Source organism: Micromonospora sp. NPDC000663, from assembly GCF_042898105.1.
In the GTDB taxonomy this organism is placed as follows: domain Bacteria; phylum Actinomycetota; class Actinomycetes; order Mycobacteriales; family Micromonosporaceae; genus Micromonospora.
Genome location: NZ_JBIAYR010000003.1, coordinates 168973 through 181693, shown reverse-complemented (window position 1 = coordinate 181693; position 12721 = coordinate 168973). Strand labels below are relative to the sequence as shown.

The 12721-nt window shown below is 73.6% G+C and carries 12 protein-coding genes; 5 read left to right on the top strand and 7 right to left on the bottom strand.

Going from position 1 to position 12721, the window contains the following annotated elements:
* Positions 1-16: 16 nt before the first annotated feature.
* Positions 17-799 carry a class I SAM-dependent methyltransferase gene (locus ACFY1S_RS13065; RefSeq protein WP_387116481.1) on the bottom strand — a complete coding sequence of 261 codons (783 nt, stop codon included), beginning with the start codon at positions 797-799 and terminating at the stop codon, positions 17-19.
* Between the two features lie 49 nt (positions 800-848).
* On the opposite strand from ACFY1S_RS13065, the gene ACFY1S_RS13060 reads away from it, so the two are divergent.
* Complete coding sequence (locus ACFY1S_RS13060) at positions 849-1421, top strand: TetR/AcrR family transcriptional regulator (RefSeq protein WP_387116478.1); 573 nt, start codon at positions 849-851, stop codon at positions 1419-1421.
* A 491-nt stretch (positions 1422-1912) separates the two neighbouring features.
* Here the strand turns inward: ACFY1S_RS13060 and ACFY1S_RS13055 are convergent, their stop codons facing one another.
* Positions 1913-2875: a terpene synthase gene (locus ACFY1S_RS13055; protein ID WP_387116475.1), complete on the bottom strand. Its 963-nt coding sequence runs from the start codon at positions 2873-2875 to the stop codon at positions 1913-1915.
* A gap of 159 nt (positions 2876-3034) precedes the next feature.
* Between ACFY1S_RS13055 and ACFY1S_RS13050 the strand changes: the two genes are divergently transcribed.
* The gene (locus ACFY1S_RS13050) at positions 3035-3679 is read left to right on the top strand and encodes a UbiX family flavin prenyltransferase (protein WP_387116472.1); all 645 of its coding nucleotides are present in this window, start codon (positions 3035-3037) and stop codon (positions 3677-3679) included.
* Between the two features lie 61 nt (positions 3680-3740).
* Here the strand turns inward: ACFY1S_RS13050 and ACFY1S_RS13045 are convergent, their stop codons facing one another.
* Positions 3741-4007, bottom strand: a complete 267-nt coding sequence (locus ACFY1S_RS13045; protein WP_007454516.1) for a BldC family transcriptional regulator — start codon at positions 4005-4007, stop codon at positions 3741-3743.
* A gap of 269 nt (positions 4008-4276) precedes the next feature.
* On the opposite strand from ACFY1S_RS13045, the gene ACFY1S_RS13040 reads away from it, so the two are divergent.
* Genes ACFY1S_RS13040 through ACFY1S_RS13030 form a run of 3 tightly spaced genes read left to right on the top strand, consistent with a single transcriptional unit; the run spans position 4277 to position 6732 of the window.
* A complete protein-coding gene (locus ACFY1S_RS13040) occupies positions 4277-4735 on the top strand; it encodes an Lrp/AsnC family transcriptional regulator (RefSeq protein ID WP_387116469.1) in 459 nt (152 codons plus the stop codon).
* A 47-nt stretch (positions 4736-4782) separates the two neighbouring features.
* Positions 4783-5613 (top strand): SDR family oxidoreductase, encoded by an 831-nt coding sequence (locus tag ACFY1S_RS13035; protein ID WP_387116466.1) that lies wholly within the window; start codon positions 4783-4785, stop codon positions 5611-5613.
* A gap of 27 nt (positions 5614-5640) precedes the next feature.
* Positions 5641-6732, top strand: a complete 1092-nt coding sequence (locus tag ACFY1S_RS13030; RefSeq protein ID WP_387116463.1) for a PLP-dependent cysteine synthase family protein — start codon at positions 5641-5643, stop codon at positions 6730-6732.
* 4 nt (positions 6733-6736) lie between these two features.
* Here the strand turns inward: ACFY1S_RS13030 and ACFY1S_RS13025 are convergent, their stop codons facing one another.
* From ACFY1S_RS13025 to ACFY1S_RS13010, 4 genes are all read right to left on the bottom strand, one after another.
* Complete coding sequence (locus ACFY1S_RS13025) at positions 6737-7357, bottom strand: putative glycolipid-binding domain-containing protein (protein WP_387117640.1); 621 nt, start codon at positions 7355-7357, stop codon at positions 6737-6739.
* 107 nt (positions 7358-7464) lie between these two features.
* Positions 7465-9285: a DEAD/DEAH box helicase gene (locus ACFY1S_RS13020; protein WP_387116460.1), complete on the bottom strand. Its 1821-nt coding sequence runs from the start codon at positions 9283-9285 to the stop codon at positions 7465-7467.
* A gap of 194 nt (positions 9286-9479) precedes the next feature.
* On the bottom strand, positions 9480-10958 hold the full coding sequence (locus tag ACFY1S_RS13015) for a hypothetical protein (protein WP_387116458.1): 1479 nt from the start codon (positions 10956-10958) through the stop codon (positions 9480-9482).
* Between the two features lie 96 nt (positions 10959-11054).
* Positions 11055-12590: an NlpC/P60 family protein gene (locus ACFY1S_RS13010; protein ID WP_387116455.1), complete on the bottom strand. Its 1536-nt coding sequence runs from the start codon at positions 12588-12590 to the stop codon at positions 11055-11057.
* Positions 12591-12721: the final 131 nt, after the last annotated feature.

Sequence of the window (12721 nt, the reverse complement as noted above, 5' to 3'; positions counted from 1 at the left end):
GAGCGGCGTCGGCGGGTTACCTGCGGACAGCGGTCAGGCGCCAGGTGGCATAGGCGAGGGTGACATCGCCGTCGACCGCGGCGGTGACCGTCGACAGGATCTCGGCGAGAGCATCTGGTGGCGCGCTCGCGAGGCCGCCGGAAGTCGTGATGAGTTCGAGCAGTTCGTTCGGGGCGTAGGTGCGCTGCCAGTCGTAACGGCGGATCTCGGGTTCGGCGAAACAGCCGGACGCGCGGACTCCCTCGGCGGCGCGGTCGTAGAGGGCGCGGTAGCCGTCGAGAATGGAACCGGTCGGCTGTCGGTAGGGCAGGTTCGGCGCAGCCCGGCGTAACCCGGCAGCGAGCGCTGCGGCAATCGGCGACGGCAGTTCGTAGACGTGGCCGAACGGCGCGAGGACGCCGCCCGGGCGCAATATCTCGGCGGCCTTGGCGGCTCCGGCGACAGGGTCGACCCAGTGCCAGGCCGTGCCGGAGACGATCGCGTCGAAGTTGCGGCCGGCAGGCTCCCACGTCTCGAAGGTCGCAACCTCGACGTCGATGCCTGTCGCGCGGGCGAATCCGGCCATCCGAGGGTCGGGCTCGACACCGACGACCGTGCACCCGGCGGCGCGGAACTGGCGGGCTGCGATCCCGGTCCCGCAACCGACGTCGATAAATGCGGGGCCCGGTGCGGCGGCGACGATGTGCTCGATCAACGCATCCGGATACGGCGGCCGACTGCGGTCGTAGCGCCCGGGGTCGCCCCCGAATGACTCTGCGACGCTGCGGGCTCTGTGCGGTTGGGGCGGTAGAGTGACCATGTGCCCACTCTAATGGGCAATCGCCCATCAAAGAAAACGGGAGCTTTCCATGCCCACCGGCGTAGCTCTGCGCGATCCGCGCCAGCAACTGTTCGACGCGGCCGTGAGGGTGCTCATGCGCGGCGGCGTCACGGCGCTGACCAGCCGCGCGATTACCGACGAGGCCGGAGTGGCCAAGGGCGTGCTGCATCGGCACTTCGCCGACTTCGACGCGTTCCTGGTCGATCTGGTGCTCGACCGCATCGCGGGGGTGGAGGCGAAAGGTGTTGCACTCCGCGATGCGGCCGGGACAGGGACCGTTGCCGGCAACCTCACCGACGCGATATTCGAACTCTTCGAGCCGGTCATGTCCGCGATCATCGTGCTCACCATCGCCCGCGACGAGCTGCGCAACCGCCTGCGCGCGGCAGGCACCGCCCGGTTTCCCCTGGTGGGCGAGTCGGTCGCCGCTGTGGCCGGCTACCTGGCAGCCGAGCACGACCTCGGTCGGATCGCCGCCGACGCGGACGTGCAGGTACTGGCGCCGACCCTGATCGGCGCCGTGCAGCTGCTGTTCACCGAGCACCACGGCGATCCGCCGGTCGAAGATGTGCGCATCGTCGTGGCGAGCGTCCTGCGCTGACGCAGCAGGCCGGGAGCGGCATCGGCTCACTCTCATGCCGTGGTCGACCTGCGCGGGCAGCTCGGCCTCGCCGACGCCCGCGAGGCAGGCGGAATCGGCGGCGCGTTCACCCTGGCGATCGTCGGCTCTCTCGTGCCGACCGTGCTCGTCGGCGTGCTCCTGCCCGGTGACCCGCCCCAGCCGGCGGAGGCCCCCGTCGCGCCCGAGGCGCCCCGCGTCCCCCTCGCCCCGAGCGAACGGGCCGTCTGGATCGGGCAGACCGGCGCCGGACCGGGCATCACCATGGGCGCGGTATCCATAGTCGTGCTTGTCACGCTCGCCGTCATCAGTGGCGTGTGGGCGCTGCTGATCGTCGCGGCGCTGCTCGTCGCCGTCTTCGCGGCGATGTTCGCCTTCACCGTACGGGTCGACGAGACCGGCCTGCTGATCCGCCGGCACCGCCGCCGCCCTGCTCAACGCGCTCGCCGACCGCCAGCGGCAGGCCCGCTGACTCACCTGTGGGAGGCCGAGTACCTGTCGCTCTCCAGTGACCAGTCGATGGTGCCGCGCACCGAGTGGGCGACCCCCTCCACGTGCGCGGCCACCGCCGGGTCCAGGGCCGGGCCGAAGGACGGGACCTCAGCCCGCAGCCTCATGAACCGCCCCATCGCCGCGCGCCAGCGGTCCACCGCCGCCTCCACGGCCCGCTCCTGCGGCAGGCGCTGCTCCCGGGCGATGGCCAGCACCAGATTGTGCCCGCCCGAGGTCAGCCGGTCCGTCTCCAGCGACACCAGGTCGTTGAACCAGGAGAGCAGGTCATTTCCCGTCGCCGCAAGCGCCCGCAGCGCCGGATGGTGGTAGACGGCGTCCGGCAACGCGTGGCCGGTGACGAACTCGATCATGGTGTACGACACGTACGCCGCCGAGGTGGCGCGGCGCAGCGCGACGTACTCGGCGACACCGGGACGGTGCCCCCGGGTCTTGTTCTCCGCCTCCGTCCGGTCGCCCTCCAGGTGGTGGGCGACAGCGTCGGCGAAGCGCTGCTGCCAGGCGAGCGGCATCCGGGCACGCGGCGCCTGCCACGCGTCCGCGAGCATCAGGCGCAGCGGGCCGCGAAATGCGGCCGGCCCGGCGCCGACACCGCCGCGCAGCAGGTGCAGCACCCCGTCCCGCAGGGCCGCCACGTCCGCCCCGCTGGCCCGGTGCGGCCCGTCGCAGGCGTCGTCGAGCAGGAAGAACCAGGTCCAGAGCGCGGACACCGTACGCAGGTCGTCCGCGCTGGCGTCCGGGTAGAGCCGACCCGCGTACCAGGCGAAACGAGCAGCGTCCAGCCGGCGCAGGCCGACGTCGTCCAGCGGCAGATCGAAGCGGCGTACCCACTCGGCCAGCCACTCCTGCGTCGCCGGGGAGTGGGGGGAGCACCGCGAAGGAAGGGGACATTCGGCACGTAGGGTGCGGGCTGCCGCCGCCGTCATCGGTCGTACCGCCCCTCCGGTCGCTGCACGGTGATCCTCCGGTGCGAGCATGTCAGAAATCGGCTGTCGATGATGTCCGTGGCGGGTCGGGACGATGACGGACGGGACAACAACGGGGGCCACGGCGCGGCGTACACCCCGACCAGGCAGGCTGAGGGCATGCGGGAAGCATGGGTGGTCGGTGTCTCCGGAGCCTCCGGCACGCCGTACGCGGCGGCGGTCATCGGCGGACTCCTCGACGCGGGCGAGCCGGTGGACCTCGTCGTGTCCCGGGCGGCGCGGCTCACCGTGCTCGACGAGACAGGCCGGCCGTTCCGGGACGCCCACTGGGCCGAGGACCTCGCGGCCTGGCTCGGACGGGACCTGAGCGGCGCGGACGTGCGGCACTGGCCGGCGGGCGACCTGGCGGCCGGGCCGAGCAGCGGCTCCTACCGGGTACGCGGCATGGCAGTGGTCCCGGCGAGCACGGCCGCCTGCGCGGGCATCGCGATAGGGCTCTCCAAGGACCTGTTGCAGCGCGCCGCCGAGGTCAACCTCAAGGAACGCCGCCCGGTGGTGGTGGTCCCCCGGGAGACGCCTGTGACCCGCAGCCACCTGGAGCACCTCATCGACCTGCACGACGCCGGCGCGATAGTGCTGCCCGCCAGCCCCGGCTTCTACGGGGCCGGCGCGGCGGCCAGCGCCCAGCAGTTGGTCGACTTCGTGGCCGGCAAGGTGCTGGACGCGCTAGGCGTCCCGCACACCCTGTTCCGGCGGTGGTCCGGTCAGCTCGGCTCAGCCCGCTCGGCCGAGCCGCCTCGCTGATCGTCGCAGCGGGACGCGGACCGGACTGGTGTCCGGCCCGCGTGACGTTGTCCGCACCAGTTCAGTACATGCCGGCGTTGGCCGGACCCGGCCCGGTGGATGCGGCCGGTCCCACGTTGCGTGGCTTTCCGACCTCGTCCACCTCGTCCAGCATGCCCTCCCCCTCAAGCAGGGCTCGCACCTCGGATTCCCGAAACCGGCGATGCCCGCCTGGAGTCCGGATGCTTCCTATCCGGCCGGCCGCCGCCCATCTCGTCACAGTCTTCGGGTCCACCCGAAACAGCGCGGCGACCTCACCCGGTGTCAGCAGGCGATCTCCAGTGTCCACAGCCCCCTCCTCGCGTCGACGAAGCCCCTGGCTGAACACACTGCCCCCGGCTGGTGCGAGCCCAGAGCCGTCATGAGGGACGTATGGCAATTACAGCACCAGGGACCTGGCCTGTCCGCCAAACGCGAAAAATGCACTGAGTGGGAAGTTAGTAAATGGTACTGGTGCAACCCCTACCTTGACCGACGGTTTGTGAACAGTTACTCACTGCTGTGTGCAACGGGTGCCGAAGCCTTCGCGTTACGCCCAACCCGTTAAGGTCACTCTCCGTGGACGCCATCGACCTGAGCCTCGTCGACCTGCTGCGCGGCAACGCCCGACTGTCGTACGCCGAACTGGCCCGGCAGGTTGGTCTCTCCGCCCCCGCCGTCCACGAGCGGGTCGGCAAGCTGGAGAGCAGCGGCGTGGTACGCGGCTACCGCGCGGACGTCGAGCCGGAGGCGATCGGGCTGGGCGTCACCGCGCTGATCGGCATCGTCGAGGACTCCGGGGCGGACTCCGACGACATGCTCGAGTCGCTGCGGGTGCTGCCCGAGATCGAGTCCTGCTACTTCATGGCCGGCGTGGAGTCGTTCCTGCTCAAGGCGCGGGTTGGCACGATCGCCGAGCTGGAGCAGCTGATCGTGCGGCTCAACCGGACGCCAGGTGTCGCCTCGACCCGCACCGCCATCGCGCTCAGCACCAAGTGGGAGAACCGCCCCCAGCCGGTCGGCCCCCAGGCTCCCTGACCGCGTACCCCTGGTGCCGCCCCGCCCACGGGCGGTAGCGTGCGCCGATGACCTCGCCCCGACGTGGCACGGCCGTGGTGACCGGGGCCGCCGGCGGCCTGGGTCGCGCCATCGCCGCCGCGCTTCACGACGACGGCTGGACGGTGCTGCTCACCGACGTCGACGCCGCGGCGGTGGCCTCCGCCGCCGCGCCGCTCGGCGGCTGGTCGGCCGCCCTGGACGTACGGGACGAGGTGGCCTGCGCGGAGATCGCGGCGACGGCGGCGAGCCGGGGCGGCCTCGACCTCTGGGTCAACAACGCCGGCATCCTGGTCACCGGCCCGGCCTGGGAACACGACGGCCGGACCCGGCGCCGGCTGCTCGACGTCAACACGTTCGGCGCGATGAACGGCACCCTCGCCGCGCTCACGCTCATGCGCGAGCAGGGGCACGGCCACGTGCTCAACGTCGTGTCGCTGGCCGGGCTGATCGCCGCGCCGGGCGAGACGGTGTACGCGGCGAGCAAACACGCACTGCTGGCGTTCAGCCTCGGCACCCTGACCGACCTGCGGATGGCCGGTTACCGGCGGGTGCACGTCTCCTGTCTCTGCCCGGACGGCATCTGGACGCCGATGCTGCACGACCGGCTGGACGACGCGGGGGCGCTCGCCTCGTTCACCGGAACGATGCTGACCCCGCAGCGCGTCGCCGCCCGCGCGGTCCGGCTGGCCCGCCGGCCGCGCCCGGTGGTCAGCCTGCCCCGCTGGCGGGGGGCGCAGGTCCGACTGCTGGACGCGCTGCCCCGGCTGGCCGTCGCGCTGACCCCGGTCATCCGGGCCGCCGGCCGGGCCGGGCAGCGCCGCCAACTGCGCCGGACCGCCCCACCGGACCGGAGCTGACCTCGGCCTGCTTGCTAGGTTTCCGGCGTGACTCATCTCGACAGGTGCGACGAGGCCAGCCGGACCTGGGTGACCGAGGCGATCGCCGCCGTCGAGGCGGACGCGAACCGCTCGGCCGACACCCACCTGTTGTCGTTCCCGCTGCCCCGGGCGTGGGGGATCGACCTGTACCTCAAGGACGAGTCGTCACACCCGACCGGCTCGCTGAAGCACCGGCTGGCCCGCTCGCTGTTCCTCTACGGGCTCTGCAACGGCTGGATCGGGCCGCGCACCACAGTCGTCGAGGCGTCGTCCGGCTCCACCGCCGTCTCCGAGGCGTACTTCGCCCGGATGCTCGGCCTGCCGTTCATCGCCGTCATGCCCGCCTCCACCTCCCCGGAGAAGATCTCCCAGATCGAGTTTCAGGGCGGCCGGTGCCACCTGGTCGACGACCCGGCGAGCGTGGTGGTCGAGGCCCGCTGGCTGGCCGAAGACACCGGCGGGCACTTCATGGACCAGTTCACGTACGCCGAGCGGGCCACCGACTGGCGGGGCAACAACAACATCGCCGAGTCGATCTACGCGCAGCTGAAGCGGGAACGGCACGCGATCCCGGCCTGGATCGTGGTCGGCGCCGGCACCGGCGGCACCAGCGCGACCATCGGCCGGTACGCCAGGTACCAGCGGCTGCCCACCAAACTGTGCGTGGTGGACCCGGAGAACTCCGCGTTCTACCCCGCCTGGCTCGCCGCCGACTGGTCCGTACGCACCGGCCGGGGCTCCCGGATCGAGGGCATCGGCCGCCCCACCGTGGAGGCGTCCTTCGTGCCATCCGTGGTGGACCGGATGGTCCAGGTGCCGGACGCGGCGTCGATCGCCGCCATGCGGGCCGGCTCGGCGGTGCTCGGTCGTCGGGTCGGCGGCTCGACCGGCACCAACCTCTGGGGCGCGTTCGGCCTGATCGCCGACATGCTCGCCGAGGGGCGGGCCGGCTCGGTCGTCACCCTGATCTGCGACCCCGGCGACAGGTACGCCGACACGTACTACGCCGACGGCTGGGTGGCCGCCCAGGGCCTCGACCTGGCACCCCACCTGGCCACCGTCGAGCGGTTCCTGACCAGCGGCGAATGGCCCGCCTGAGCGCTCAGCGCCTGTCGATCCGCTCGGCCAGCCCCGGGTAGCGCACCACGTACCCGTCGGCGTCCACGTCGATGTCGGCGGTGAAGGTGCCGCTGGCGAACCGCACCCGGCCCGGCCCGAGCCCGGTGTAGGTCTGCTCGGCCGGCACCACCTCGAGGCCGGGCAGCAGCACCCACGCCACGGTGATCCGGCGGGGCATGTCGGCGGCCTGGGCGGCCATCCCGAGCCTGTGGAACGGCAGGGCGTTGAACAGCGGCGACCCGCTCAGGTCCACGTCGAGGGCGTCGGCCAGCCGGTCCGGGTCGTCGGTGCCCGGCAGGCCGGCCCGGGGGTGGCCGGCCGCCACCAGAGCGGCGTCCAGGTCGCCCTGCTCGGCGGTGGTCACCCGCCACCTGCCGGTGGCCCGTTCCAGCGTCACCCGGCGCAGCCAGCCCGACCCCTCGGCCTCGACCTCCACCCGGGTGGTGCTCCAGTCCGGTGCGGTGGTCACCCGGTAGCGTGCCGTCCACGGGATCGGGTCCACGGCGAGCAGGGTGCCCCGGGCCGCGAGACCGTTGCCGTCGTCGAGCAGCACCTGCTCACTGCCGGCGGTGTCCGTCCGGGACCAGAAGATCGACTTCGGCATGGTCGGCATGAGCCGGACGTTACGCGACCGCGCCGACATCGGCAGGCCATGCGCGAACGCCGTCGCGGAGCAGGCGCTCCGCGACGGCGTTCGGGTGGATCAGTGGATCAGTGGGTACGTGCCGGCGGACGCCCGCCGAAACCGCGCCGGTCGTCGCGCGGCCGGTCGTCCCGGCCACGGCCCTCGGAGCGGTAGCCACCCCGGGTGTCCCGGTCGCCGAAGCGCCGCTCACCGGACGGCCGGTCGCCGTACTGCCGGTCGCCGGTCGGCCGGTCGCCGTACTGCCGCTCACCCTGCGGGCGGTCACCGTAGCGCCGCTCACCGGTGGGCCGGTCGCCCCGGCCGTCCCGGTCACCGAACTGCGGACGGTCGCCGTAGCGGCGCTCGCCCTGCGGCCGGTCGCCGTACTGCCGGTCGCCGTACTGCCGGTCGCCGGTCGGCCGGTCGCCGTAGCGGCGCTCGCCCTGCGGGCGGTCGCCGTAGGGCCGGTCGCCGGTGGGGCGGTCGCCGTAGCGGCGCTCGCCCTGCGGCCGGTCGCCGTAGCGCCGGTCACCCTGCGGGCGGTCGCCGAAGCGGCGGGGGCCACCGGACCGGTCGTCGAAACGACGCGAGCCGCCGGAGCGGTCACCGTAGCCGCGCGGCTCGACCTCCACCCGCACCGGAACGCCGCTCGGCTCGCGGGCGCCGATCAGCTCGGCCAGCACCGGGTCGCCGACCCGGACGCGGGTCTCGGCGGGCGCGACGCCCGCCTTCTCCATCATCGCCAGCGTGGTCCGCCGCTGCTTGGGCAGCACAAGCGTGGCCACCGCGCCCGACTCGCCGGCCCGGGCGGTACGCCCGGCGCGGTGCAGGTAGTCCTTGGGGTCCTTCGGCGGGTCCACGTGCAGCACCAGGGTGACGCCGTCGACGTGGATGCCCCGGGCGGCCACGTCCGTGGCGACCAGGACGTTCATCCGGCCCTCACGGAACTCGGCGAGGGTCTTGGTCCGCATCCGCTGCGTCTTGCCGCCGTGCAGGCCACCGGCCCGTACGCCGACCGCGGCGAGCTGCTCGACCAGCCGGTCCACACCGAGCTGGGTGCGGGCGAAGACCATGGTCCGGCCGTCCCGGGCGGCGATCGAGGCGGCCACCGGGAACTTCTCGTGCGGCGGGATCAACAGCATGTGGTGGTCCATGGTGGACACCGAGGCCGTGGACGGCGCCGTGGAGTGGGTCACCGGGTCGTTCATGAACCGCTTGACCAGCGCGTCGACGTCACCGTCCAGGGTGGCCGAGAAGAGCAGCCGCTGACCGTTCGCGGGCGTCTTCGCCAGCAGCTCGGTCACCTCCGGCAGGAAGCCCATGTCGGCCATCTGGTCGGCCTCGTCGAGCACCGTCACCTCGACGTCGTCGAGCTGGCAGATGCCACGGTCGATGAGGTCGCCGAGCCGACCCGGCGTCGCCACAATGATCTCCACGCCGCGCCGCAGCGCGTCGATCTGACGGTCGTAGGGGACCCCGCCGACGGCGGTCTTCAGGAACACGTTGAGGGACTTGCCAAGCGGCAGCAGTGCGTCGTTGACCTGCATGGCCAACTCGCGCGTCGGCACCAGGACCAGGGCACGCGGACGCATCGGGCGGGCCGGCTTGCCGGCGGCGACCCGGGCCAGCACCGGCAGGCCGAAGGCGAGCGTCTTGCCCGAGCCGGTCTGCCCACGGCCCAGCACGTCGCGGCCGGCGAGCGCGTCGGGCACGGTGGCCCGCTGGATCTCGAACGGGGTGGTGATGCCCTGCCGCGCCAATGCGCGGACCAGGGGCTCGGGCAGGCCGAGCGCGGCGAAGTCGATCTCCGCGGGTGCGGCCTCGACCGGGGCCGGAACGGCCTCGGTGGCCGGGACGGCGGGGTCGTAAACGGACGGAACGATGCTGGGGTCAGCAGAGGTGGTCAACAAATGCCCTTCGAGCGGGGCGCATCTTCGCGATGGCCTGCCGCGGCTGTTGTCGCCGGATCGCCCGCAAGATCGCCCATGGGCGCGCACCACGCGCGCCAGGTCAGTGATCTCGACAAGTGTACGGCGGTTCGCCCAACTCGCCAGCCGCATGGCCGACCGTAGTGGGCCGACTCACGATCGCCCCCGCTGCCTCAGCTGTTGAGCACGTCGCCCATCAGACCGTCCAGAGCGTTGTTGGCCAGCAGAACCACCAGGACGCTGATCGCCACCAACAGCCCCAACGAGGCGGCCAGGACGAGCAGGACACGCGTCGTACGGGGTCGGTCGGCCGGCGTGTCAGCCCAACCCTGGGCCAGGATGTGCCCGGTCAGGGAGCCCGAATTCTCCACCGCGTTGGCGGGTATGGCGACGGTGGCGAAGCCGGGCCCCTCCCCGCCGCCGTAGACCGTGCCGGCCAGATCGGCGCCGGCATCCGACCGGCCGTGCCGGACACCTGCCGTGGCCCGTCCCGCCGCGCTTGTCGTGGTCGGCCGGGTGGTGTCGGTGCCCCGGTGCGTGGTCGGTGCGGCGCCGGTGGTGGACGGCGGCCACGCGGGCAGCGCGGGCGCGGGCACGACCGGCGGAGCGGAGACGGGTGCCCCGGCCCAGCCGGTGCCGGAGGTCGGCACCGCGGGACCGGCGCCGGACGCCCGGCCCGCCGGAGGGGCGGAGACCGAGGCGGTCGCGCGTACCCCGGGCAGGTGGGACATCGCCGGGGGCGGCGGGAACGGGGGCGCCGGCATCGGGCCGGGCGGCGACGGCGGCGTGGGCACCGGCGGGCCGGGCGGCGGAGTGGGCGGCCCGGGTACCGGAGGCGTCGCTGGGCCCGGCATGGGGGGCACTGGCGCGGGCGGCGGTACGGGTGGGCCCGGAACGGGCGGGACCGGGTCGGGCGGCGGCGTGGGTCGAGGCTCCGGCGTCGGCGCCGGCCCGGGAGGGTACGGCCCGGGGCCTGGCGCGGGCACGGGCTCGGGCGGTGCCGGCTCGGTCGGCCCCGGGCCGGGCGGCGTGGGGGCCGGCTCCGGCTCGGGGGTGGGCGGCGCGGGTGGCTGGGCCGGCTCCGGAGGCTGTGCCGGCTCGGGCGGCTCGGTGTTCACCGGGCCGGAGCGGTAGACGGCGGGCGTGCTCGCCCGGGAGTCCGGGGTGCCCAGGGCACCGGCCGCGACCCGGCTGCTGCCGGGCACCGTGGCGCTGGCCCGGGCGGCCGGGGCGGACGAGCCGTCCCGCTGGCCGGGTAGCGGAACGCCGACCGGGCTGGCGGACCCGGTCGCCCGGTAGGTGGTCGCGGTCGCCGACGCGGCGGCCGGGAGGTCGCCGGGCAGGGCCCCGGCGGTGGCGACGGCCGCCCGTGCCCGTACCGGTGCCGGCGTCTCGGCCTGGATGTCGGGGGCAGCCGCCCGGTCCGCGTCGGAATCCGCCTGCTCCGCGTGGGAATTCGCCTGCTCCGCGTCGGGGGGAGCCGCCTTCCCGGCGTCGGGGGCTTCGGCGCTGCCGCCGTCGTCGGACGGGCTGGCTTCGGGGCCGGTCGTCGAGTCGGTGACGTCTGATTCCCGCGGATCAGCCCGATCGACGACGGGGTCGACAATCTCCGCCGGATCCTTCTGCTCGGCCATCTCCGCCCTCCGTGCCATGCTCGCACCCGGACCCGTGACGTCGAGCCGGATGTGCCTGGATGTCACGGTGCCACAGATCGCCCCGAGCGGACAGCCGGAGTCCGTCTTGGCGCCTCAGCTCCCGGACTTCGGGCTGCCCGACGGGCTTTCACTCGCCGTGCCGCTGCGGCTCGCCTCCGGCGTACCGGAAGGGGTGGTGCTGGCCGGTGCGGTGGTCGGCGGCGTGCTGCTCGAGGTGGACGAAGGGGTCGGGTCGACCGTCTTGGTCGGCGTCGGCGTCGGCGTCGCGGTGTCGGTGGGTGTGGGGGTCGGCGTGACCGTCTTGGTCGGCGTCGGCTTCGGGGTGGGCTTCGGGGTGGGCTTCTTGGTAGGCGTCGTGCTGGGCGTCGGCTTCGGCGGCTTGGTCGGAGGCACCGGAATCGTGGGAATGGTCGGCGGGGCCGGTACGGCGCCGATCACCCGGGTGGCGGCGTAGAGCCGGGACCAGCGCACAACGGAGATCTTCACGACGTCGCCTGTGGTGGGCGCCTGCACCATCTTGCCGTTGCCGATGTACATGGCGACGTGGTGGATCGTCTCCCAGCTGCTGCCGGACGCGAAGAACAGCAGGTCGCCGGGGAGCAGCGCGGTCTGCGGCACCGTCCGTCCGCGGGTGGCCCGGTACTGGTCGCGGGAGACGCGGGGCAGGTCGAAGTAGTCGGCTCCCGGGGACCGGTACGCCGCCCACATGAGGCCCGAGCAGTCGAACCGGTCCGGGCCCTCCTCCGACCACTTGTACGGGTCGCCGAGCTGGGCCAGCGCGTACCTGACGGCGGCCAGCGCCCGAGGGTGCGCGGCCATGCCGCTGATGTTCTGACCGGAGACGTAGCCCGCGCCGAGCTGCTGCTCGGTGGCCTCCTGCTGACGCTCGATCTCGACAAGCAGCGTGGCGTTGTCCCGGCGCAGCTTGAGCAGGCTGGCCTCGGCGGTGCGCAGCGCCGTCTCACCTGCGGTGAACTCGGCCTGGGTGGCGTCGAGTTGCGCCTTGGCCGTCGAGTGCGCCTGGTACGCGGCCTGCTCGGCGGCGCGGGCGCGGGACAGCTCCCCGGCGACGCCTGTGGTGCCGCCCTCGACCTTCTCGCCACGAGTGATCTGCTGGAGCCGGCTCAACCCGCGGAGGTCCTCGGCGAACTCGCCGGGCGGCAGCGCGGCGGCGGCCTTCACCGCGTCCGCGGCGGCGGCGTCGGCGGCCTGCTGGGCTCGCAGCAGGGCGTCCTGCGCGGTCTCCAGCGCCTTTCCGGCGGCATCGAGCTGGGCCTGCGCGGCGGTGCGTCTCTGTTGGCTCAGCAGCAAGGCGTCGCCGAGCGCGCCGACCTGGACCTCACCGGCGGAGATCTGGGCGGCCAGCGGGCCGGTGCCGACGTTGACGAGCGACGGGGCCGGGACGCCGGCGACGGGTGCGCCGCCGGGCACCTGGAGCGCGCCGATCGCCGGCGGGCGCGCGCCGGTGTCCGGCACCGTCGTGGGCACGCCTGGCTCGGCGTACGCGGGGGTGGCCAGCACGGCGGCGGCGATCGCCCCGAGCAGGGCGGCCCAGAGCTTCGGACGCAGGACCGGGGAGATCACCGGGCTCCGTCGTCGCTGCCGTCGCCCGCGCCCGCTGTAGACCATTCCGCTCCCCGTCCGACTGCTCCTCGCCGCGCTCGGTGGGCGCGGCCGACGGGACGGTACCAGTGTGTGTTCCGCCCCACCTTGTTACTACCGCACGCCGCCACCGATGTCGATGCGTGGCCGGGTTACAG